Genomic DNA, 24,796 nt, shown 5'->3' with positions numbered 1-24,796 from the left:
TAAGCTTTATTAAATAATGCTAAGATAGATAAGAAAAAATTAAGAATAAATAAGAATCAATAAGGACTTAGTCCTTATTGATATGGATATTGATAATTAAGCGCTTCATCAAATTCAGCCCATTCAAGATAGACTAATTGTAATAAGTAGCGTTTACCGGTTTTGGGATCGTGAAGAATAAAATGATCTCGTCCCGCCTGTTCAATAATACCTTTAAAGATTCTGTCCCGCCATTCATTGCTGCCGGTATACGTAAAGTAAAAGGTACCTAATTTCCCAACGTTGATCCGTAAAATATTTTCAACATATGCTTGATCAATAACTGGTGCTGGAGTTACTGAAGGTGTAGAAGGTGTTCCTGGGGTTTGGTTAGGGGTAGGGGCCGGAGCTGGCGTTGGGGTAGTATCAGGGGTTTCAGCTGGAGCTGGATCCTGCCGTACTAAATAAGGGTTTAAGTCATTAAAATAATCCATAATCGATCTCCTCGTATAATTTTTTATAAATCACAATTTAATTTTAAGCCTGGGTTATAAAAACAGTGTTGTTTAAAGCGACCGGATAAATTGCCATAGAATTTTTCTGGGCAAGCGACATTGGTACCGGGATTTTTAAACCATAGGGCATTAGTTGCCGGTTCATTTCGATAGCCGTTAATACAGCGTAATGCAATTTGCCGAAGCAGTTCGTTGACTGGTTCGTTAAAGAGTGGGGTTCCGACCCCGGAAAAAGCATTCTTTTGGTAGACTACTTCAGTGATGGTTCGGGTGTTTCGAAAAACATCACAGTTTGCAACAACGCGATTGATAACTACATTACCAACTAATAGCATACCTTGTTCTCCTTCACCTAAAGCTTCAGATTTAATAAGCCGCGCTAGTAAATCGACTTCTTCGGTTGAGTATTTAATTCGTGCCAAATTATCACCCCGTTATAATATATGCAGTTATTTATAAAAAATGATAGTTGTTTGAATTTAGGGAAAATTGCGGGGATAAAAATTATGATATCATTTTATTAAAAAATAAATGAGAGTATAATATATGACAAGATACAATAATTATATTTCGTATAATTAATCTCGAATTTATTTCTAATTTATGGTAGAATTAAATTATAGGTAAAGCGCTTACATTAGACAAGGAGGTATTTAAAAATGGGAAGAGAGATTGTCGCAATGATTTTAGCTGGTGGACGTGGAACACGTCTAGAAGCCCTAACAGCTAAAGTAGCTAAACCAGCAGTACACTTTGGAGGTAAATATCGTATTATTGACTTTCCTTTAAGTAACTGCGCTAATTCGGGGATTGATATTGTTGGGGTGCTTACGCAATATGAATCTGTATTGTTAGGTACTTATGTTGGTGCCGGAACTAAATGGGGACTTGATGGAAAACAATCACTAGCTGCAATTTTACCGGCTCGTGAACGTGGTGAAGTAGGAGCAACCTGGTATGCTGGAACGGCTGATGCTATTTATCAAAACATTAGCTTTATCGATCAATATGATCCAGAATATGTTTTGATTTTATCTGGGGACCATATTTATAAAATGGATTATGATAAAATGCTTACAGCTCATAAACAACGTAAAGCTGATGCCACTATCGCTGTATTAAATGTATCATTAAAAGAAGCAAGCCGTTTTGGAATCATGAATACTTATGAAGATGGAACTATTTATGAATTCGATGAAAAACCAGAAAAACCAAAATCTACATTAGCATCAATGGGGATTTATATCTTTACTTATAAGCAATTAAGAAAATATTTAATTGCAGATGCCAAAAAAGAAGATAGTAAACATGATTTTGGAATGAACATTATTCCTGACATGTTAAATGATAACAAGAAATTATATGCTTATGAATTTGATGGATATTGGAAAGATGTTGGAACTGTTGAAAGCTTATGGCAGGCTAACATGGACTTGTTAAAAGATAAAGATCTTGATTTATATAACATCAAGAAAGATTGGAAGATCTATACTGAAGATACTTTAGGAAAACCACAAATTATCGGGGATCAAGCTAAAGTTAAAAATTCTTTGATTACACAAGGATGTTTAGTTAATGGTAATGTTGAAGGATCAGTTTTATTCAACAACGTTAATGTTGGTGAAGGGGCTAAAGTTATTGATTCAGTATTAATGCCAGGGGTATTAGTTGAAGAAGGCGCTGAAGTGTATAAAGCAATTGTTGATGAAGGTGTAGTTATTCGTGCAAAAACTAAGATCAACAAAGAAGCTAAAGAAGTCGCTTTGGTTAGTGATAATAAGTAGGGGAGGAAATAGAGATGGTAAAAGCAATTGGTATAGTTAATTTACACTCAGATGTAGATTTTGTCGGTCTTACAGAGAGAAGACCAGTAGCGTCTGTTAGTTTTTTAGGACGTTATGCATTGATTGATTTCGTATTATCTAATATGTCAAATTCAACAATTGATGCAGTCGGAGTATTGATTCAAAAAAAACCAAGATCATTATTTAAACACTTAGGTAATGGTGATTCTTGGAACTTTAACTCTAAAGCTGGTGGGGTTTCATTATTATATAATGAAAAATACGCCAATAACCCTAATTATAATCATGATATTAATAATTTAATTGAAAATATCGCTTTTTTAGAAGCTAATAAGGCTGATTATGTTGTGATTGCTCCAGCACATATCATAACAACAATGGATTATGAAGATGTAATTGAAAATCACGAAAAAACCGGTGCTGAAATTACAATGGTATATAAGAAAGTTCATGATGCTAATGAAGCATATATTGGATGTGATTGCTTAACGATCAAAGATAAAGTTGTAACGGCTGTAGAACGTAATAAGGGTAGTCGTAAAGATCGTAGTATTTCATTAGAAACTTATGTAATTAATACAAAAACTTTATTAAAAGTAATGAAGCAGGCGCAAAAAATCAGTTCATTCTTTAGTTTAAAAGATGTACTGGGTTATTTATGTGATGAAAAACAAATTAATGCTTATGAATATAAAGGTTATGCACGCTGCATTGATTCATTAGAACATTATTATAAATATTCATTAGAGTTCTTAGATTTAGATGTGTCATCAGCAGTATTTAAAAGCAACTGGCCGATTTACACAATCACAAATGATACACCTCCAGCAAAATATTTAACAGAATCAGATGTAACAAGATCATTTGTTGCAAATGGAGCAATGATCAATGGGACGGTGGAAAATAGCATAATTGGACGTGATGTAGTAATTGGGACCGGTGCAGTAGTAAAAAATTGTATTCTATTCTCAGGTTCAGTGGTTAATCCAGGAGCGCATCTAGAAAATGTAATTATGGATAAGACTTCTAAAGTACAACGGCAATTGAATTTAAAAGGTGATGCAACTACGCCATTGTATATTAAAGAAGGAGATGTGGTTTAATGCGAGTTTTATTTGCAACATCTGAAGCGACGCCGTTTATCAAATCGGGTGGGCTTGCAGATGTCCTAGGTTCTTTACCAAAAGAGATGGTAAAGAAAGGTGTTGAAAGTATTGTAGTGCTGCCAAAGTATCAAGATATGAAATTGGCTGATGAAATTGAATATGTCACTAGTTTTGATATTTGGGTAGGATGGCGAAAAGTATATTGTGGTGTGTTTACTTATGAATTAGACGGGGTACGTTTCTATTTTATTGATAATGAACAATATTTTAGAAGACCTGGTTTGTATGGCTATGATGATGATTATGAAAGATTTGCATATTTTGATTTTGCAGTTCTTGAATTGATTTCTCATCTTGATATTAAGCCGGATGTTCTTCATTTGCATGATTGGCAAACAGCGATGATTGCGATGTTGTATAAAGAAAGATATTGTTATTATGAACATTACGATAATATTAAAATCGTCTTTACAATTCATAATATTGCTTTCCAGGGAAAAGCTGACCCTAAATTGTTAAGTGAGTTATTTGGATTAGATAATTATTTATACTATAATGGTAATTGTCGAAATGATGGATGTTTAAATATGATGAAAGCAGCTATTTTCTATAGTGATATTATTACAACTGTTTCACCAACTTATGCACGTGAAATTTTAACTCCAGAGTATGGAGAAGGTTTACAAAATATCTTAGAAATGCGAAAATATGATTTGTATGGTATTTTAAATGGTGTTGATTATGATGTAATTAATCCAGCAACAGATCCTCAAATCGTTAAAAATTATGATTTAGAGACGGTGTTTAAAGATAAAATTGTAAATAAATTAGCTTTACAAAAAGAAGTGGGATTGCCTGAAGATAAAGATGTTGCACTAATTGGGATCGTGACACGATTAACTAAACAAAAAGGATTAGATTTAATTATCAATCAATTTAGTGAAATGTGCAGTCGTAAGGTTCAAATCTTGATTCTTGGTGCCGGTGATCAGGTTTATGAAGATGCTTTAAAAGGAATCGCATATCACCACCAAGATACTGTTTCATTACAGTTAAAATACGATTTTGGGTTATCTTGTCGTATTTATGCAGGGTGTGATATGTTCTTAATGCCATCGTTATTTGAACCTTGTGGGTTATCACAGATGATGTCTCTTCGATATGGAACGATTCCAATCGTAAGGGAAACTGGTGGTTTAAAAGATAGCGTTGAGCCATATGATGAATATGCTGATACTGGAACTGGATTTAGTTTTGCAAACTATAACGCTCATGAAATGATGAAAACAATTGACTATGCTTTAAAGGTTTACGATGAAGATCCTGAGGCATGGAAAGGAATCATGACTAGAGCAATGCAGGCAAAGTTAGATTGGGATGCTAGCGCTGACCAATATTTAAAAGTATTTAATTCGTTAATAGGATAAAAGACAGAGCAATCTGTCTTTTCCTTTCCAAAGGAGAAGGTATGATAAAAGCAATTTTTTTTGATGTAGATGGAACATTGATTTCTAAAAGCAGATCAGTGCTTAGTGAGGGTGTAATAGCAGCTTTAAAACAGCTTCAAGAAAAGGGAATCAAATTATTTATTGCAAGTGGACGTCACTATTTAGAATTAGATGAGTTAGGGATAAATGCTCAATTTACATTTGATGGTTATCTAACATTGAACGGAGGGTATTGTTTTAATCAGGAAGGGGTTATTTATAAAAATCCCATTAATTCTAAAGATGTAGAAAGAATCGTTGATCATGTAACTAAACATCAGTTGGCTTGTAGTTTTGTTGAAGGAGATGATTTGTATATTAATTTAATTAATGATCTGGTTGTTGCTGCACAGACGGCAATCAATACCTCATTACCACCGAAAAAAGATGTTTCACGAGCCTTGATTAATGATGTTTATCAAATCGATCCTTTTGTAACAAAAGAGGAGATAGAAGAACTGGTAGCTTTAACGCAACATTGCAAATATACTCAGTGGCATGATGGAGCTTATGATATTATTCCCAAGCAAGGTGGGAAGCAAGAAGGAATCAGTGCTATCTTGGATCATTATAAAATCAAGGTTGAGGAAACGATGGCTTTTGGTGATGGACATAATGATATAGATATGCTCCAGTTTGTTGGTACGGGAATTTGTATGGAAAATGGCTGTGCAGAAACAAAGGCAGTGTGTGATTACATAACAGATAATGTCGACAATGATGGGATTGTGTCGGCTTTACGATATTTTGGCTTATTATAAAATAATTGTGGGCTAAATAAGGTTGTAATCGGTTGGAGAGTTGTGTAAAATGGGATAGTAGAGGAGTGGTTGTAATGAAAAAAATAATGAAAATACTTGTTACAACTTTATGCTTGTGTCTTGTGACAGCTTGTGGCGCGCGGGATAAAGATGTTAACTTAGAAAAAAGTGGAACTAAGTATAGTACTGATGATGGAGTTAGTTTTTATTATCCAAGTAATTATGAGATTACTGCAAATGCAACTGATACAGATACAGTAGAATTCTCTAAGGACAACAACACATTGTATTTTAAAGTAATTAAAGATGAAACTGATAATGTTGTTGAAGATAAAGATGAATTATATACTGGTGAAATTGAGCAAAGTGGTGCTTCGGAGATTGAGGTATCCAAACCGGTTTTAGACAGTGGTCTTGATGTTTATCAATATGTATTTGTTCATAGTGATACTGGAATTAGAGCCAAAGAGATAGTTTACTTTAGTGATGATAATACTTATATTTATGGATATCGTGCTGCTAAAGATGATTTTGAGGATAACGATAAAGATATGACAGTATATTTGCAGAGTTTTTCTATGGCAACAGGTAAATAAGTTGTATTTCATGAATGATTTTGTTAAGATAAACATATATTTAAATTATAGGTAAACGAAGTAGATTATTAGAAGTTAATAGAGATAGCCTGATGGTGGAAACGGCTAAATGGAAATAATTGAACTGCCCTTATCTGAGTCTTTTGAAAAGAAAGAACGTGAACTAGCGTTAATAGTAATCTTAAAGCATCTATTATCGGGTGGAAGAACACAATGGTGTCCTGATAGTAATATGCTTTTTTATTTATGGAGGTAATGATGAAAATATTTAACACCCTTACAAATAAGAAGGAAGAATTTAAACCGCTTCGCGAAGGTGAAGTAAGTATTTATGTATGTGGGCCAACGGTTTATAATTATGTTCACATTGGTAATACTCGCCCGATGATCGTCTTTGATGTACTTAGAAGAACATTTGAGTATTTAGGATATAAAGTGACTTTTGTATCAAACTTTACTGATGTTGATGATAAAATCATTAAGGCGGCTAAGGCAGAAGGAATAACTGAAAAAGAACTTACTGATAAATATATTGCTGCTTATGAAGATGTTCGTCGGAATTTGAATTTATTATTCCCAACTTATGCACCTAGAGTTACGAATACGATGGATGCAATCATAAAATTTATTGATAATTTAGTTAAGAGTGGTTATGCTTATGAGGTTGACGGGGATGTTTATTTTAGAGTATCTAAAATTGATGAGTATGGACAATTATCAGGGATCAAAATCGAAGATTTAGTAGCTGGAGCGAGTGAACGAATCGATGAAAATGATAAAAAAGAAGAATCAACTGATTTTGCATTATGGAAAAAGACGGATGAGGGTATTCGCTTTGATAGTCCATGGTCAAAAGGACGTCCTGGCTGGCATACTGAATGTGTAGTTATGATCAACGATATTTTTGAAGGTGGTAAGATTGATATTCACGGTGGGGGACAGGATTTGAAATTCCCACATCATGAAAATGAAATTGCTCAATCAATGGCTTGTCATCATCATCCGATTGCACATACTTGGATGCATAACCAAATGATCAATATTGATAATCAAAAAATGTCTAAATCCCTAGGAAATGTTATTTGGGCAAAAGATATGGTTGCTGAATTGGGCTGTAATGTAGTTAAATGGTTTATGTTATCAAGTCATTATCGTAATCCATTAAATTTAACGGAAGAAGTTTTGAATAGCGTGAAAAAAGAAGTTGCTAAAGTTGATAATGTAATCAAATCAGTTTCTTTGTATTTACAAGTTAATCATATCGCTAATGAAAATTATAATAAAGCGGCAGTTGATGGGATGGTTGGAGCTTTAGAAGATGATTTAAATACATCGCTGGCTTTAACTAAAATTCTTGATCAAGTAAAAAAATTGAATCTGGCTTTCCGTCAAAAAGAAAAGAATGATAAAGCTATAGCAATTGAATATCAAACACTATTAAAAATGACTGCAGTGATTGGCTTTGTTTTTGAACCGCGTAAATTAAATGCAGCGGAACTAGAGATATATCAAGCATGGCTTGAAGCTAAACAAAATAAGGATTTTGAAACTGCTGACAAATTAAGAACTCAATTAATTGAAAAGGGGATCATTTAATGCGCCCGGAATTAATCAATGCAAGTGTATTAGCTTATCTGGGTGACAGTATTTTTGAGGTGCTAGTACGTGATTATTTAGTTAAAGAAAGTGGTTTTGTTAAACCGAACGATCTTCAGCGTGAAGCAGTAAAATATGTATCGGCAAGCTCACATGCTGCATTTATGCATGATATGCTGGATGAAGAATTTTTTAGTGCTGATGAAGTTGGAACTTATAAACGGGGACGCAATACCAAAGGGAGTAAAAATGAAAGTCTTGATCATATGCATTCAACAGGATTTGAAGCAGTCATTGGGACTTTATACTTAGAAGAAAACTTTGATCGAATTAAAGTGATCTTTGAGCGGTATAAACAATATATTAATAATAAATAAAATCGAGATAAATTTGAGACGAAATTAGGTGAAAAATATGAAACAATATATATATGGTAAAAACACAATATTAGAAGCTTTAAAGGGAGATAAGAGTGTATATACTGTGTATGTCCAAAACAATGCTAAAGATAATGGCATAATTGAGCAATGTAAAAGAAAAAAAATTCCATTCAAGATTGTTGATAAGTCTGAATTTATCAAGAAACTTGGAAATGTTAGTCATCAGGGAGTGATGGCGGAAATTGAAGAATATCGCTATTATAGTATTGATGAGATCATCAATACTATTCCTGATGGTAAACAGCCACTATTATTAATGCTTGACGGGTTAGAAGATCCACATAATCTAGGAGCAATTTTAAGAACTTGTGATGCTATTGGGGTTGATGGTGTTATCATTGGGAAAAATCGTAGTGTTGGTTTAAATGGGACGGTTGCAAAGGTTTCAACAGGTGCTATTGATCATGTTAAGGTTGCTCAAGTTACAAATTTGACTAGAACATTAGAGGATTTAAAAAAGCGTTCTTTTTGGGTTGTTGGCTGTGATTTAGATAAATCCCAAGATTATCGTCAGGTTGATTATAATATGCCTTTGGTAATAGTAATCGGTTCAGAAGGTTTTGGAATATCAAGACTAGTTAAAAAAAGTTGTGATATCAATGTTGTCTTGCCCATGGTAGGGCATATTAATTCGTTAAATGCTTCTGTGGCAACAGCAGTGATTTTATATCAGGTATATAATTCTCGTAATCCTTTATAGTAGGAAGGAGGTAACCATGAATGGTTACGAAATCGAAGAATTGTATTATTTATATCGTCAGGGGTGTCCGATTGCACAGGCACTTTTGATTGAATATTGCTACTGGCAAATTAAGATGATGATGCCGGCGTATTGTTATACGATGACATCATATCAGAGTGATTATAAAGATTATCTTCAAGTAGTAATTATTCGTTGTTTATTGGCTTTGGATAATTATCGTCCTGATCGTGGCATGCAGGTTAGAAGTTTTATTTCAATGGTGATCCAAAATACGATTAGTTCTTTAATTGTCAAAAACCAAGGTAAAGTAGTTAGGGAACGGCAAACTTTATTTTCTTTGGATGATTATTGTAGTGATGATGAGCGAATCAGATATGTAGATGCAATCGCTGATAATAAGAGTCCAGATCTACTATTAATTGATCAAGAACAACAAAAGAGGGTTGATGCGTATATTTTAAATGTTTGCTCGGCTTGGGAACAAACGGTAATTGCTTATCATAAGTGTGGTTTTAAAGACCAGGATATTGCTTTGAAGCTTAATAAAGACATTAGAAGTATCTATAATGCTAATTATCGGATTCAAAAAAAGATGGAAAATTCAAATCTATTTGACTAGTCTGTATATTTATGATAAATTATAATAGCGTAGAAATGAGCTGATTATATGAAACAAAAAGTTATTTTAGTGTGTAGTGAGTGTTTGTCACGGAACTACACCATTACAAAAAACAAACGTGTAAATGTAGAAAGACTGGAATTAAACAAATACTGTAAAAAATGCGGGAAGCATACCTTGCATAAGGAAACGAAATAGGAGGACTAAGTGTGAAATTTCGCGATTGGTTTAGTTTAAAAGGGATTAGAAAAGAAATTAAAAATGTCAGTTGGTTATCAAAAAAAGAACTAGCTCAAAATTCAGCAATAGTACTACTATTTTGCTTTGTAATGGGGTTATATTTCTTTGCCGGTGACGCAATTATTGCATTTATTTTAAAGACATTGGGGATGAACTAAAATGACAGGAATGAATGATGAAGGAAGACAATGGTATGTTGTTAATACATACTCTGGTCATGAAAATAAAGTAAAAGAAAACTTGGAAAAACGTGTTGAATCAATGGGATTACAAGATATCCTATTTCAAATTGTTATTCCTGAACATGTTGAAACTGAAATTAAAGATGGTAAGAAAATCAATAAGACTAAAAACATGTTCCCAGGTTATGTATTAGTTGAGATGATCATGACTGATGAAGCATGGTATGTTGTCCGTAATACTTCTGGGGTTACAGGATTTATTGGATCATCAGGTGGTGGAGCAAAACCTTTCCCATTACAAAAAAGTGAGTTAGATCCAATTTTAAAGAAAATGGGATTAAGTACATCAAGTATTGAGGTTGATTATGCTGCAGGTGATGAAGTTAATGTCATCTCTGGACCATTTGCTGGTAAAAGTGGTAAGGTTGAATCAATTGATTTAGAAAAAGAAACTGCTAAAGTATTAGTGGACTTCTTAGGCAACTTAACACCAATGGAAATTGAATTAGTACAATTAGAAAAAGCAGATTTGTAGAATTTATCTACAAATCTTTTTTTATGAGTAAGTAAAACAAATAATTTATTTTACTTAAAAATGTCGATTATTGCGACTAAATTTACTGAAAAATAGTTGACGTGGACTTATAAAGTGGTATACTAAAATAGAAATAGGATTGTTACTTTAAGTAGGCAAGACCAAGAATCATACAGTTTTTTACTGTTGATTTTTGGTCTTTTGTTTTTATTTAGTAATGATACGGGAAAATGAGGAGAAACGGGTATGGAGAAAACGAAAGTAAAAAAACTAGTGACTTCAGCAATTACACTATCAATGGCATTTAGTACATTGGCGCCAAGTATGGTTTTTGCAACTGATGATGTAAAACCTCGTGATATTGTAACTAAAGTCAATCATGCGTTGAATGGGACAGCAACGGCAAACAATAGCGAGACAAGTTATTGGGGGCCAGATAAAGCAATTGATGGAATCGTAAATCGCGATGCTGCTAAACCTGATCAGTCACGCTGGTCAACGAATATGGGAACAACACCGATGGTTTTAACCATTGATTTAAAGGAAGAAAAAGCGTTTAGTGAATTTAAAATTGAATGGGAAAGAAAAAATATTAAAGGTTTTAATATTAGTATTTCTAATGATAATAATGAATATACACCAGTATATACTAAACCAGATGATAGCAATATCACTTCGTTAACTACAACAGTAACATTAGAAAATAGTGTGAGTGCACGTTATGTTAAATTAACAGTAGATAATTATGATGATACTGAGGCAGCTGGCTGGGCTTCTGTATCGCTATATGAATTTGAAGTTTTAGGTGAGGAATCTTATGAAAATTTAGCTGTTGGGGCAACGGCTGTAGCTAGTGGTTCTGAAACAACTAGTTTTGGCCCAGCTAACGTTGTTGATGAAAATATGAAAACACGTTGGGCAAGTACGGCTAATCATGATGATGATAAATGGATTAGTTTAGATTTTGGAACTGCTAAAGATATTGCTTCAGTCACTTTGAAATGGGAACGCCGTAATGCAACAAAGTACAAAATTCAATCGTCAAAAAATGGGACAAGCTGGGAAGATGTAAAAACACTTACTAAAGCACCTAGAGAATTTGATGATATTATTAATTTTGACAATACGATTAATACTCGTTATTTAAGAGTTGTTGTTTCAGATTTTGAAAATCTAGCGGAAGATCGAGATGGTAAGAGTGTTAATTGGCCTACAGTATCATTATATGAATTCGAAGCATATGCAGTTAAACAACAGGTAGATAGCGAACAGATTGTAACGATTGATGATGTAATTAATAATCTAGTAATTCCAGCGGTAGCTAAAGGAGATACAAAGATGGCTTTGCCCCAAGTTCCCGAGGGATTTGAAATTGAGTTTATTGGTGCTGATTATGAACAAATCTTAGATCGTGATTTAACGATTCATCAGCCAATTGTGGATACAATAGTATCTGTAAATTATAAAGTAAAAAAAGGTGATCAAGAAAAGATCACAGGTGCATATAATGTCACGATTCCAGGAAAAAATAGTCCTGATGTCAGCATTAATGCTAAGCCTAAAGTAGTTCCAGAATTAGCTGAATGGGTAGGAACAGAAGGAAGCTTTACAATTAGCGATGATTCTCGGATTGTGATCAATCCAGCTTATAAAGATGATTTAGCATATTTAGCTAAAACATTTAAGGCTGATTATCAAGCACAAACTGGTAAAGAAATTGAAGTAGTATATGCCAATACACCAGGGGCGCATGATTTCTATTTTACATTAGGAAGTAGTGATACCGGGTTAAAAGAAGAAGGTTATTTAATGACTGTTGGAGATAGTGTTAAAGTTGAAGCAGTCGACAAAACAGGGGCTTTCTGGGCAACACAATCAATTTTACAAATTTTAAAGCAAAATAGTAATACGATCCCTAATGGGCAAACTCGTGATTACCCTAAATATGAAGTTCGGGGATTCATGCTGGATGTTGGAAGAATGCCATATTCATTAGATATATTAAAAGATATTGCAAAAAATATGGCTTATTATAAAATGAATGATTTCCAAGTACATTTAAATGATAACTATATTTGGGTTGAAGATTATGGTGATAATGCTTTTGATGCTTATTCTGGGTTTAGACTAGAATCAGATATAAAAGCGGGTGGTAATGGTGGATTAAATCAAGCTGATCTAACTAGCAAAGATGTTTTTTATACAAAAGATCAGTTCCGGACATTTATCCAAGAATGTCGGGATATGGGGGTAGCGGTTGTTCCTGAATTTGATACGCCAGCTCATTCTCTAGCTTTAACGAAGGTTCGTCCAGACTTAGCGATGAAAGATAAATCTGTAGCACGTCACTGGGATCATTTGGATCTAGATAGTATGTATGATGAGAGTTTAGCTTTTACTCAATCAATTTTTAATGAATATATGAATGGTGATGATCCGGTTTTTGATCAAAATACAACAGTTAATGTAGGTACTGATGAATATGATGGTAAGTACGCAGAAAACTTCCGTCAATATACTGATGATATGTTAAAATTTATTCAAGATACAGGACGCGATGTTCGTTTGTGGGGAAGTTTATCAATGCGCAAAGGTTCTACACCAGTTCGTTCTGAAAATGTGCAAATGAACATTTGGAATACAAGTTGGGCTAACCCCAATGAAATGTATAAACAAGGTTTTGATTTAATTAATATGGTTGATGGAACTTTATATATGGTGCCGGGGGCAGGTTATTATAACGATTATTTAAATAGTCAAAATATTTATAATAACTGGCAGCCTAATAATATGGGTGGAACGATCATTCCGGCCGGAGATGAGCAAATGTTAGGTTCTGCATATGCAATTTGGAATGATATGGTTGATAAAAAGGCGAATGGTATAAGTGAATATGATATTTATGATCGTTTTGAAAAAGCTTTACCGGCAATGTCATCTAAATTATGGGGCGATGGTCAAGATTTAAAATATAATGAATTAAATGAAGTAGTTAATTCATTAGGAACTGCCCCAAATTCAAATCCGCGTGATGTTGTAACGAGCAAAAGCGATACAGTATTAAACTATGATTTTAATAAGAGTGAAATCGTTGATAAATCAGGAAACGAGTATAATGTCGTTAATAAAAAGAATGTTGCAACTGTAGCAGGAAAATTTTCTAAAGGCCTAGAATTAAGTGGTGGTGAAAGTTATATTGAAACACCATTAGCAGATATGGGACCGAATAACAGTGTATCTTTCTGGGTGAAAATGGATAAAGACGCAACTGGTGAACAAGTTTTATTTGAATCAGATAAGGGTTCAATTAAAATGTCACAAAAAGATACTGGAAAAGTAGGCTTCTCAAGAATCGGTTATGATTATTCATTTAATTATGAATTACCTAAAGACGAATGGGTAAAATTAGAAATAAAGGGATATGCTAATAAGGCCGAATTGTATGTTAATGGTGAATTAGTAGATACTTTAGCTAAAAATGCAACTGGTGGTAAATACGCAACGTTAACTTTACCATTAGAAAGAATTGGAAGTAAGACAACATCATTCAAGGGGATTATTGATAATTTAGAGATTTCAACTACTGGTAGTCAAAGTGATGACACTGATTATACAAAGGTAGATAGCAGTAACTTTACTGTATCTACAGATAATGAAAATCCTCAAGCAGGTAATGAAGGACCGATTACTTATGCATTTGATAACAATGAGGTTACTTTCTGGCATAGTAATTATTCCCCATATCAAGCTTTACCAGCAACTGTAGAGATTGATATGAAAGAAGTTCATACTATTAATCAATTTGATTATCTACCACGACAAGATGGTAATACCAATGGGCAAATTACTAAATATGAATTATATATTAAAGAAAATGCGGCAGATGAATATCAAAAGGTTTCTGAAGGAGAATTGGCTGCCAATGCTTCGTTAAAGAAAATTACTTTTGATGCAGCGAATGCTCGATATATTAAATTTGTAGCGTTAGAAGGTACTGGAAATGGCGGAAAATCATTTGCTTGTGCTTCGGAATTTACTGTACGTCAAATTGACTCTAAGGCAGAATTAAGAAAAGTAGTCAACTTAGCAGCTAATTATGAAAAGGAATATTATACAACTGCTTCATGGAATGATTTTGAAACAGCATTAACTAATGCTCAAATGATTCTCGATAAAGCAGATGCTTCATCAACAGAGATTGATGACGCTGCGAGTGCTTTAAAAACAGCGATTGATAGTCTGGTTGAAATTGGTGATGTGGTTAAAACAGAGCTTGAAAGAGTTATTGCTGAAGCACAATCTATCGATACTACAAAATATACCGATAAAACAGTAGATGTTTTAAAAACAGCATTAGTAAATGCAATTAGTATCAATGGTAATGAAAATGCTACTCAAGAAGAAGTAAATGCAGCAATTACAGCATTAACTAATGCAATTGATGAATTAGAACTAAAAACAGATGTATCAGTTGATAAAACAGATTTAGAAGCTTTATTAAATATTTGTGGTACAATTGATTTGAATAATTACCAAGAAAATGGTAAAGCTGAATTTAAGGCGGCTTACGAGTATGCTTTATCGATCTTTAATGAAGCTGATGCTACAGAACAAGAAATTAGGGATGCAATGAATAGGCTGTTGGAAGCTAAAAAGAATTTAAAGGAAATTGAAGTAACTCCAACTGATCCTGACAAAAATGGTCAAGATAAACCTATTGACAATAAAGTTGAAACGGGAGATAATATAAATGTGCTTTATTCTGCGTCAGGATTAGCATTGGCATCAATTGTGTTTTATTTCAGTAAAAAAAGAAAAAGATCTAATTAAAAATAATTAAAGATAGGGGGAGAGCTAACGCTGTCCCTCTTTGTGTATGATTTAGAAAATTAGGTTTGATAATATAGCAGTTTGATCCCGTTCTTTAAAATATTTCAAAATATGAAAAAAAGGAGTTTGATTAATTGATTAGGGGCAAAAAAATTGAAAAAATTAAGGAATCATGGGGATTTTAGATGGTTTCATATATTAAACTTCTTCTTTAATAATTAGAATTTGTATGATGGAATCAAGAAAATTTGCATTTTTAATTCAGATATGTTATTATGCAATGGTACGTTTTAGATAGGAAGTGAGTTAATGAAAGAACAGCGTGTTAAACAATTGAATAATTTTATTAATGAAAATATTATCAAACGGAAAGCTATGTTTATCCCAATCTTAGGGGTATCAGTATTTATGTTAGTAGGTTATGCCGCGGTCGATAAAGAAGCACCAAAAATTGTTTCTAATCGAATCGAGGTTTCATATGGTGACAAAGTAGATTTAGATGCTATTGATATTACAGATAATCAAGATAGTCGTCCGGAAATCGAAGTTACTGCAAATGATCTTAGCAGCGTGAATGTTAATCAGTTAGGTACATATGATTTATCAGTCACGGCAACAGATAGTTTTTCAAACACAGCATCTAAAGTTATTAAAGTAGATGTTGTTGATGATGAGGCACCAAAATTTAAGGTTGCTGGAGTCGAGACAGGGTATGTCGTACAAGTACCGATCAATGGAAGTCAAGATATTTCCAGTTATGTAACTGCTTCAGATAATGTTGATGGTGATGTTTCGCCATTCATTGAATCGAATCAGGAATTAGATACGACTAAAGCGGGAATTCAAGATATTAAATTATCAGTTACCGATTCTTCTGGGAATGTAAATGAAAAGACGTTTACTTTTGCAGTATCTGATTTGACTGCTCCAGTAGTTACTTTATCACAAGGAAATGATATTGTAATTGATTATGGTAGCGAATTTAAATTAGAGAACTTTTTAACAGCTACTGATGATCAAAGTGCTGTTACCAACACTGTTACTGGTGAAGTAGACACTAAGAAAGAAAATGAAGTACAAACAATTACTGTTAGTACGCAAGATGAAGCTAAAAATGAAGTTTTAACAACTTTGAATTTTACAGTAAAAGATATAAGTGGACCACAAGTTAATTTGTCAACAAATGCAGTTGAGGTAATTAAAGGTGATGCTTTTGATCCAAGACAATATTTAGTCTCAGCTATTGATAATAAAGATGGTGATGTGACTGGTAATGTTGTAATCGGTAATATTGATACTGGCAGCACAGGAGATAAAGCTGTTACTTATACAGTAAGTGATAGTTCTGGTAATCAAACAGTTGCAACTTTAAATGTAAAGGTTTATACACCGGGAAGTAAAATTTTAGAAACTGCTTATACAAAACTAGGTAGCCCATACGTATGGGGAGCCACGGGACCAAATTCATTTGACTGTTCAGGATTTACATCTTGGGTATATCGTCAGCATGGAATTTCCCTTTCAAGAACTGCGCAAGCTCAATCTCAAGGTGGTAAAGCAGTTGATCGTGCAGATTTACAACCAGGAGATTTAGTCTTCTTTGGTTCAAGTACAAGTAGAATTACTCACGTTGGAATTTATGTTGGAAATGGACAAATGGTTCATTCACCACAAACTGGAGATGTTGTAAAAGTGTCTAGTTTAAATCGTAATTACGTGTGTGCAAGAAGATATTTATAGAAAAGGGCGTTTGTCCTTTTCTTTTTTTTATATTTAGGCATAAGAATATAGGGGAGGTATATAATGAATAGTTTTGATCTTATTAGGGTATTATGTAATACTAGTCCTAAAGCTTATGCTTTAATTACAGGAGCAACAGTTACGGGAACAATGCTAGCATATAGTTTTGAAGAAGGAACGATCGTTGTGGTTGAGGCTCAAGGGTTACCGGCTACCGGTTGTGGTTTAGGGATACATGGTTTGCATATTCATGAAGGTTCTAGCTGTAGTGGGACACCGGAAAATCCTTTTGGTAATGCTGGAGGACATTATAGTACGACAAATTGTCCACATCCATATCATACTGGGGATCTGCCACCTTTATTTTCTGAGGACGGACAAGCTTGGATGGCGGTATATATTTCTAAATTTACACCAGAGCAAATTGTTGGGCGGACTATTATAATTCATGGAAATGTTGATGATTTTACTACTCAGCCATCGGGAAATTCTGGGCCGATGATTGCTTGTGGTGTGATTAGGGAATTATATCAATAATATTTACTTTTCTTAAGTTAAAAAACAATCTAACTATGGTACAATGTAGTGGCGGAGGTATGAAGATGAGTAAATTATTATTTTTTGATATCGATGGAACACTGATTGAGTGTAATTTAGATATCTATTCAATTACTGAAAATACTAGAAATGCATTAGATAGATTAAAAGAAAATGGACATGATGTTTTCTTAGCTACAGGACGGTGTAAATGTTTTATTACTGAAGGGGTTATGAATTATCCTTTTAGTGGGTATGTGACTTGTAACGGAGCTTATGTAGAATATCATGGTGAGCCAGTATATAAAGCAATAATTCCTAGTGAGGCAATTAAAGCAACGATGGCGTTATCAGAACAATACGATTTTAACTATTATTTTGAAAGTAGTGATTATATCTATGTCCGTGATCAAAATGATGAACGTCATCAGTGGTTTGCAAAAAATTGGGGCATGAAACCGGAGACAGTTATTGATGATTTTGATCCAGAAACGATAGAAACTTACATTGGGATGATTGTTGTTAATGACAAAAAAGATATTTCGCCAATGGTTAATGCATTGAGTAAATATTTTGATGTCCAAAGACATCAAAGTGATTATTCTTTTGATTTAACTTTAAAGGGTGTCTCAAAAGCAGTTGGAATTGAAAAACTGGTAGAACGAATTAATCGAAATATTGATGACACTATTGCTTTTGGTGATGGACGAAATGATATTGAGATGTTGGAAACAGTTAAGATTGGTGTAGCAATGGGAAATGCTGTTGATGAGGCGAAGGCTGTTGCTAACTATGAAACTGATCGAATCGAAAATGATGGCATTGTTAAAGCTTTAAAACATTTTGAATTAATTTGACAGCCTTAGGGCTGTTTTTCAGTTAGTTCTTTATTAAACGGGTATACTTAAAGATGTCTACAACATTCGCTTGAAAGAAGGGATGATTGTGCTATACTTTAACCATAGTGTTTTTAGATTTGAGAAAGGAGATAGGTGTTAGTGCCTTGTTAGATATGATCTTACAATTATTTTGTTTAATAGCTGGTTTTGTCTTATTGATTAAAGGAGCTGATATTTTTGTTGAGGGAGCTTCTAAGCTGGCTTCAAAGCTAAATATTCCCCCAATTGTAATAGGTTTGACGATCGTTGCTTTTGGTACAAGCGCTCCGGAAGCTGCTATTTCTATTACTTCGGCGTTAGGCGGTAATGTTGATTTAGCAGTTGGAAATATTATTGGCAGTAATATAATGAATGTTTTGTTGATTCTAGGAATTACCGGGTGTATCGCTAAACTGAAGGTTAATAATAATACATATCGATATGAAATTCCTTTTGTAATGGTAATAACTCTAGTTTTATTAATGTTAGGAAAGTTTGGCAGCTCGATTGATCGATTTGATGGAGTGCTTTTATGGGGATTATTTTTACTGTTTTTATACTATTTATATCGTTTGGTTAAAAAGGGTGAAGAAGTGCCATTGGATGAAGTTGAAGAATTAGATGAAAAAGATACGCTGCTCCGACTAATCATCATGATTGTTTTAGGAATGGCGGCAATTGTAATTGGTAGTAATCTAACGATTGATGCAGCTACATATATTGCTGAAGAATTAGGGGTTAGTCAACGTTTGATTGGATTGACGATTATTGCTTTTGGAACATCGTTGCCGGAGTTAGTGACTTCAATGACAGCAGCTTGGAAAGGTAAGAGTGATCTGGCAATTGGTAATATCGTCGGAAGTAATATTTTTAATATCTTGTTTGTTTTAGGAACAACAGCTTTAATTTCCCCAAAAGCAGTTGCTTTTGAAAGTGGTTTTATTATTGATGGAATCGTTGCAATTGGGGCATTGTTTCTATTATATACTTTTATTGGTAGCGATGGGTATTTAAAAAAGAGTGGGGCAATTATTATGCTGATTGGCTATTTGGCATATTTTGTAAGCATTTTATAGGAGAAATATATGATTAAATTAGGTCATCGGGGATATAGTTCTAAATATCCAGAAAATACAATGTTAGCTTTTAAAGCTGCAATTGATGGTAATTTTGATGGTGTTGAAACAGATGTACAACTAACGAAAGATAATAGGCTAGTCTTGATTCATGATGAAAAGATTGATCGGACTTCTAATGGTAAAGGGTATGTAAAAGATTATACCTATGATCAATTGTGCCAATTTAATTTTAACTATCGTTTTGATGGAATCGAGGCAAAAATTCCGTTGTTAGAGGAATTGTTAGATTATTGTATTGGTAAAGATGTAATCTTAAATATTGAAATAAAAACTGATAAGATTCAGTATCCGAATATTGAAAGAATGACTTATATGATGATCAAAGAAAAGGGCTTATTAGATCGAGTAATGTTTTCATCGTTTCATTTAGAGAGTTTGCTTAATCTTAGAGAACTTGATGATAGTATTTATCTTGGCTATTTGTATGAAGATAATTATCAAGTCAATAAAGCTAAAGTATTTGAATATCGTTTTAATGGAGCACATCCTAAATATACTTTTTTAAATGAAAAGGAAATCAATGATTATTTGCGTCGGGGTATAGATGTAAATACTTGGACAGTAGATAGTGATGATATTAAAGATTTTTTAGTTGATGAGGGTGTTAAAACAATAATTACGAATAAAGATATCTAGGGTAAAAAGACCCTAGATTTTTTCTCATCCAGTAAATTAAGCAGTGATACAAGTGTTAGCGTTTTCATTGTGAAGTTAGTGTTTTTGTTGTGAAAAAATGCACAATATTACTTGTGTTTTTTGCAAATTTGGGGTACACTATCGGTGGAAACAAATTAAATATTTCACAATGAATCGGAGGAAGAAATAATGGCAGAAAAAAAAGCTGTTAACAAAGTAGTTGAACCAACTAATGAAGAAATCGATGCTCATGTTGATCAACTAGTTGCAAAAGCTCAAGTAGCTTTATCAAAATTTGAAGAATTCACTCAAGAACAAGTAGATTACATCGTAGCTAAATGTTCAGTTGCTGGACTTGATGCTCATGGTACATTAGCTGAAGCTGCAGTTAATGAAACTGGACGTGGTGTATTTGAAGATAAAGCAGTTAAAAACTTATTTGCTTGTGAATATGTAACAAGTAACTTACGTCACTTAAAAACTGTTGGTATCATCAATGAAGATCCACTTTTAGGAATCACTGAAATTGCTGAACCAGTAGGTGTTGTTTGTGGTATCGTTCCAACAACTAACCCAACTTCTACAGTAATTTTCAAATCATTAATTTGTTTAAAAACAAGAAACCCAATTATCTTCTCATTCCATCCAAGTGCTCATGCATGTTCAGTAATGGCTGCTGTAGTAATTAGAGATGCTGCAATCGCTGCTGGGGCTCCAGAAGATTGTATCCAATGGTTAGATCTTAAATCAATGTATGCAACTACTGCATTAATGAAACACCCAGGTGTTGCTACAATCTTAGCAACTGGTGGTAACGCAATGGTAGCTGCTGCTTACTCTTGTGGTAAACCTGCATTAGGTGTAGGAGCTGGTAACGTTCCTGCTTATGTAGAAAAAACTTGTGTATTACCTAGAGCTGTAAATGACATCGTATTATCAAAATCTTTCGATAACGGTATGATCTGTGCTTCTGAACAAGCTGCTATCGTTGATACTGAAATCTATGATGCATTCATGAAAGAAATCAAAAGATTCAAAGTTTACTTTGTAAATAAAGAAGAAAAAGCAAAATTAGAAACATTTATGTTTGGTGCTGTAGCATACAGTGATAACGTAAACGCTGCTAAGTTAAATCCAAACGTAGTTGGTAAACCTGCTACTTGGATCGCTGAACAAGCTGGATTCAAAGTACCAGAAGATACTCAAATTATCTGTGCAGAATGTAAAGAAGTTGGTCCAAATGAACCATTAACAAGAGAAAAATTATCTCCAGTATTAGCTGTATTAAAAGCTAAAAATACTGATGATGGTATCTTAAAAGCAACTCAAATGGTTGAATTCAATGGTTTGGGTCACTCTGCTGCAATTCATACAGAAGATCATGAAATTTCTAAGAAATTCGGACATGCATGTAAAGCAATCCGTATTATCGAAAACGCTCCATCTACATTCGGTGGTATTGGTTCTGTTTATAATGCATTTATTCCATCATTAACATTAGGTTGTGGTTCTTACGGACATAACTCTGTATCAAACAACGTAAGTGCTGTTAACTTAATCAATATTAAGAGAATCGGGAGACGTAATAACAATATGCAATGGGTTAAACTTCCTCCAAAAATTTATTTCGAAAGAAATTCGATTAAATATTTAAGAGACATGAAAAAAATGGAAAAAGCCATGATCGTTACAGATAGAGGTATGTACAATCTTGGTTATGTAGAAAAAATCGAAGATGTTATTAGAAGAAGAAGAAATCAAGTTGATTTAGAATTATTCTTTGACGTAGAACCAGATCCAAGTTTCGATACAGTTCAAGCTGGTCTTGAATTAATGAACAAATTCCAACCTGATACAATTATCGCATTAGGTGGGGGTTCTTCAATGGATGCTGCTAAAGTAATGTGGTTATTATATGAAAATCCAGAAGTATGTTTCGATGATATCAAACAAAAATTCATGGATATCAGAAAACGTGCATTCAAATTCCCTGAATTAGGTAAAAAAGCTAACTTAATCTGTATTCCTACAACTTCAGGAACAGGTTCAGAAGTTACTCCATTCTCAGTTATTACAGATAAATCTTGTAACAAGAAATATCCATTAACTGACTATGCTTTAACTCCAACAGTAGCTATCGTTGACCCTGAATTCGTTATGTCTTTACCAGCTGCAATTGCTGCTGATACAGGTATCGACGTATTAACTCATGCAGTTGAAGCTTACGTATCTATCTTAGCTTCTGACTTTACTGATGGATGGGCTAAACAAGCCGTTAAATTAGTATTTGATTACTTAGAAGAATCAGTTAAAGAAGGAACTCCTTTATCTAGAGAAAAAATGCACAATGCTGCAACAATCGCAGGTATGGCTTTCGCTAATGCATTCTTAGGTATGAACCACTCATTAGCTCATAAAATTGGTGGGGAATTCCACGTACCTCATGGACGTACTAATGGTATCTTATTACCACACGTTATCAGATATAACGGAAGTATGCCAACTAAATTAAACATCTGGCCAAAAATTGAAAACTTCAAAGCTGATGTTAAATATATGGAATTAGCTCAATTAATCGGATTAAATCCTAAAACTCCTGCAGAAGGTGTTCAAATGTTTGCTGACGCTTGTGAAGAATTATGTCACAAAGTTAATTTAGCATCTAACATCGAATCTCAAGGAATCGATAAAAAAGATTGGGATGAAGCAATTCACAGAATGGCTATGAATGCTTATGAAGATCAATGTACTCCAGCAAATCCAAGAATGCCTATGGTACATGATATGGAAGCAATCTTAAGAACTATTTGGGATTATAAAAATAAATTCGATAAATAATAATGTTTATCTTTGAGGCAACACCAAGTGTTGCCTCTTTTTTATTAGACACTTTGTGTTATAATGGGCATATATTAAAGTATCGGGGTGTGATTTAATGCGACGTAATATTTATAATTCAATATATTATTGTGTTTTAGGGTTGATTTTAATTGTTATTTCATCAATGGCAATTATTCAGCGAGAAGATTTTTTAATGCGTGTATTTGACGTATTGGCATGGATTTTGATTATTAATGGTCTTCATGAATTAAGTGTATTTTTAAGACGTCGCTTTAGAGGAGATTTAATTAATATAATTGGAAATATTGGAGTAGGAATATTTATTTTGTCTTATACAGCGATTCCAATTAGATTATTATTTGCTATTTTTGCAATCTATATAACATTAAATGGAATTATAAAATTTATTTCTTATTTAAACTATAAAAAAGATAAAGTGAGTAAACGATTTCCAGTTTTGTGTGGGGCTCTGTTTTTGATCATCTATGGCTTGGCACTGTTATTAGGGAGATATGCTGATGCTAATGCAATGATGATCTTCATTGGCGGTTATGGCTTATTATTAGGAATAAATTACATTATTGATGGAATCTTTACCGCTATTCCCCAGCAGCATAAAGACAGTTTAAAGAGACGGATCAGAATACCCGTACCAATCTTTATTTCTGCCCTTGTACCAAAAGTGATGATGGATTATATAAATGAACGGTTAGCAGTTGAGCCAACAGAGAAGTTTTTAGACGATCAGAATCACGCAAATGTAGAAATTTTTATTCATGTTAGCCCAGATGGATTTGGGACAATTGGACATTGCGATATATGTATCGATAATCAAGTAATATCTTATGGAAACTATGATTACGATTCTATTAGATTATTTGAAACCATTGGGGATGGTGTTTTGTTTATTGCTCCACGAGAAAGTTATATTCCATTTTGCATCGAAACTGATCATAAAACGATTTTTAGTTATGGGGTTCGTTTAACAGTTAAACAGTTAGCGAGTGTAAAACGAGAAATTGAAAAGTTAAAAGAAAATACCTACCCTTGGTATCCGCGTTCATATAAAGATAGGAATGATTGTAATGACTATGCCAGCCGTCTTTATTTACGAACGGGAGCTAGCTTTTTTAAATTTAAAAGAGGACGCTATAAAACATATTTTGTTTTAGGGTCTAATTGTGTTAAGTTAGCTGAAGCAATTATGGGAAAAGCAGGAATGGATATTATTGATTTAAATGGAATTATTTCTCCGGGTACTTATCAAAACTATTTAGAGAAGGAATATCAAAGGGCAAATGGTGTTATTATTTCAAAAAATGTTTATAACCAATTGACAATTGACCATAAATGAGACATAATAATGGAGTATTATGGTTATGTCAAAGAAAGACAATAATACTTTGCATAGGTGACCCCTCTCCCATATAATCACCTATGCAGAAAAGGAACAAGAAATTGTTCCTTTTTTTATACATTTTTTTTAAAAGTTCATAAAGTGTTCACATTTCTCCGATATTATTACAAATGTCGTCAAGACAAGATAATATATAAGTATAGGTCACCCCCTTCTTCCCCAAGAACGACCTATACATTAAAGGAAGTATTCCCCAATGCTTCCTTTTTTTTAT

At 33.4% G+C, this 24,796-nt stretch carries 22 protein-coding genes; 20 read left to right on the top strand and 2 right to left on the bottom strand.

Annotated elements, in window-relative coordinates; translation table 11 throughout:
• Positions 1 to 74: 74 nt before the first annotated feature.
• Both gerQ and EYR00_RS13385 read right to left on the bottom strand, forming a co-directional pair.
• On the bottom strand, positions 75 to 473 hold the full coding sequence (gene gerQ / locus EYR00_RS13390) for a spore coat protein GerQ (protein ID WP_003536985.1): 399 nt from the start codon (positions 471 to 473) through the stop codon (positions 75 to 77).
• A gap of 23 nt (positions 474 to 496) precedes the next feature.
• Positions 497 to 916: a cell wall hydrolase gene (locus EYR00_RS13385; protein ID WP_003536987.1), complete on the bottom strand. Its 420-nt coding sequence runs from the start codon at positions 914 to 916 to the stop codon at positions 497 to 499.
• 237 nt (positions 917 to 1,153) lie between these two features.
• Here EYR00_RS13385 and EYR00_RS13380 point away from each other — a divergent pair, with 237 nt between their 5' ends.
• From EYR00_RS13380 to EYR00_RS13285, 20 genes are all read left to right on the top strand, one after another.
• The gene (locus EYR00_RS13380; RefSeq protein ID WP_003536989.1) at positions 1,154 to 2,278 is read left to right on the top strand and encodes a glucose-1-phosphate adenylyltransferase; all 1,125 of its coding nucleotides are present in this window, start codon (positions 1,154 to 1,156) and stop codon (positions 2,276 to 2,278) included.
• A 14-nt stretch (positions 2,279 to 2,292) separates the two neighbouring features.
• Positions 2,293 to 3,402 (top strand): glucose-1-phosphate adenylyltransferase subunit GlgD, encoded by a 1,110-nt coding sequence (gene glgD, locus EYR00_RS13375; RefSeq protein WP_003536992.1) that lies wholly within the window; start codon positions 2,293 to 2,295, stop codon positions 3,400 to 3,402.
• Positions 3,402 to 4,832: a glycogen synthase GlgA gene (glgA, locus tag EYR00_RS13370; protein ID WP_003536993.1), complete on the top strand. Its 1,431-nt coding sequence runs from the start codon at positions 3,402 to 3,404 to the stop codon at positions 4,830 to 4,832. Before glgD ends, glgA begins: the two co-directional genes overlap by 1 nt.
• A gap of 41 nt (positions 4,833 to 4,873) precedes the next feature.
• On the top strand, positions 4,874 to 5,653 hold the full coding sequence (locus EYR00_RS13365; protein WP_003536996.1) for a Cof-type HAD-IIB family hydrolase: 780 nt from the start codon (positions 4,874 to 4,876) through the stop codon (positions 5,651 to 5,653).
• A 74-nt stretch (positions 5,654 to 5,727) separates the two neighbouring features.
• Positions 5,728 to 6,249, top strand: a complete 522-nt coding sequence (locus tag EYR00_RS13360) for a hypothetical protein (RefSeq protein WP_008793073.1) — start codon at positions 5,728 to 5,730, stop codon at positions 6,247 to 6,249.
• Between the two features lie 258 nt (positions 6,250 to 6,507).
• Positions 6,508 to 7,845, top strand: coding sequence for a cysteine--tRNA ligase (gene cysS / locus EYR00_RS13355; protein ID WP_008793072.1), 1,338 nt, complete (start codon positions 6,508 to 6,510; stop codon positions 7,843 to 7,845).
• Positions 7,845 to 8,222: a Mini-ribonuclease 3 gene (locus EYR00_RS13350; protein WP_003537000.1), complete on the top strand. Its 378-nt coding sequence runs from the start codon at positions 7,845 to 7,847 to the stop codon at positions 8,220 to 8,222. The genes cysS and EYR00_RS13350 overlap by 1 nt, the downstream gene beginning before the upstream one ends.
• A gap of 37 nt (positions 8,223 to 8,259) precedes the next feature.
• A complete protein-coding gene (gene rlmB, locus EYR00_RS13345; RefSeq protein WP_003537001.1) occupies positions 8,260 to 8,985 on the top strand; it encodes a 23S rRNA (guanosine(2251)-2'-O)-methyltransferase RlmB in 726 nt (241 codons plus the stop codon).
• Positions 8,986 to 9,001: 16 nt separating this feature from the next.
• Positions 9,002 to 9,607: a sigma-70 family RNA polymerase sigma factor gene (locus tag EYR00_RS13340; RefSeq protein ID WP_003537002.1), complete on the top strand. Its 606-nt coding sequence runs from the start codon at positions 9,002 to 9,004 to the stop codon at positions 9,605 to 9,607.
• A 48-nt stretch (positions 9,608 to 9,655) separates the two neighbouring features.
• Complete coding sequence (gene rpmG, locus EYR00_RS13335) at positions 9,656 to 9,805, top strand: 50S ribosomal protein L33 (protein ID WP_009009294.1); 150 nt, start codon at positions 9,656 to 9,658, stop codon at positions 9,803 to 9,805.
• A gap of 11 nt (positions 9,806 to 9,816) precedes the next feature.
• Complete coding sequence (secE, locus tag EYR00_RS13330; RefSeq protein WP_003537003.1) at positions 9,817 to 10,005, top strand: preprotein translocase subunit SecE; 189 nt, start codon at positions 9,817 to 9,819, stop codon at positions 10,003 to 10,005.
• A 1-nt stretch (position 10,006) separates the two neighbouring features.
• Positions 10,007 to 10,564, top strand: coding sequence for a transcription termination/antitermination protein NusG (gene nusG, locus EYR00_RS13325; protein ID WP_003537004.1), 558 nt, complete (start codon positions 10,007 to 10,009; stop codon positions 10,562 to 10,564).
• A 246-nt stretch (positions 10,565 to 10,810) separates the two neighbouring features.
• A complete protein-coding gene (locus tag EYR00_RS13320; protein WP_003537005.1) occupies positions 10,811 to 15,394 on the top strand; it encodes a discoidin domain-containing protein in 4,584 nt (1,527 codons plus the stop codon).
• Positions 15,395 to 15,703: 309 nt separating this feature from the next.
• Complete coding sequence (locus EYR00_RS13315; protein WP_003537006.1) at positions 15,704 to 17,134, top strand: C40 family peptidase; 1,431 nt, start codon at positions 15,704 to 15,706, stop codon at positions 17,132 to 17,134.
• 63 nt (positions 17,135 to 17,197) lie between these two features.
• Positions 17,198 to 17,671, top strand: a complete 474-nt coding sequence (locus EYR00_RS13310; protein ID WP_003537008.1) for a superoxide dismutase family protein — start codon at positions 17,198 to 17,200, stop codon at positions 17,669 to 17,671.
• Positions 17,672 to 17,736: 65 nt separating this feature from the next.
• The gene (locus EYR00_RS13305) at positions 17,737 to 18,528 is read left to right on the top strand and encodes a Cof-type HAD-IIB family hydrolase (protein ID WP_008793066.1); all 792 of its coding nucleotides are present in this window, start codon (positions 17,737 to 17,739) and stop codon (positions 18,526 to 18,528) included.
• Between the two features lie 155 nt (positions 18,529 to 18,683).
• The gene (locus EYR00_RS13300; RefSeq protein WP_035110947.1) at positions 18,684 to 19,625 is read left to right on the top strand and encodes a calcium/sodium antiporter; all 942 of its coding nucleotides are present in this window, start codon (positions 18,684 to 18,686) and stop codon (positions 19,623 to 19,625) included.
• A gap of 9 nt (positions 19,626 to 19,634) precedes the next feature.
• A complete protein-coding gene (locus EYR00_RS13295) occupies positions 19,635 to 20,324 on the top strand; it encodes a glycerophosphodiester phosphodiesterase (RefSeq protein WP_003537014.1) in 690 nt (229 codons plus the stop codon).
• A gap of 189 nt (positions 20,325 to 20,513) precedes the next feature.
• Complete coding sequence (adhE, locus tag EYR00_RS13290) at positions 20,514 to 23,162, top strand: bifunctional acetaldehyde-CoA/alcohol dehydrogenase (protein WP_003537016.1); 2,649 nt, start codon at positions 20,514 to 20,516, stop codon at positions 23,160 to 23,162.
• 97 nt (positions 23,163 to 23,259) lie between these two features.
• Entirely contained in the window at positions 23,260 to 24,519 is a 1,260-nt protein-coding gene (locus EYR00_RS13285) for an HdeD family acid-resistance protein (RefSeq protein WP_009009297.1), read from the top strand.
• Positions 24,520 to 24,796 lie beyond the last annotated feature (277 nt).

The sequence above is a fragment of the Thomasclavelia ramosa DSM 1402 genome (assembly GCF_014131695.1).
GTDB classification, from domain to species: domain Bacteria; phylum Bacillota_I; class Bacilli_A; order Erysipelotrichales; family Coprobacillaceae; genus Thomasclavelia; species Thomasclavelia ramosa.
The sequence above is the reverse complement of the archived record's forward strand: the minus strand, read 5'-3'. Positions and strand labels throughout refer to the sequence as shown.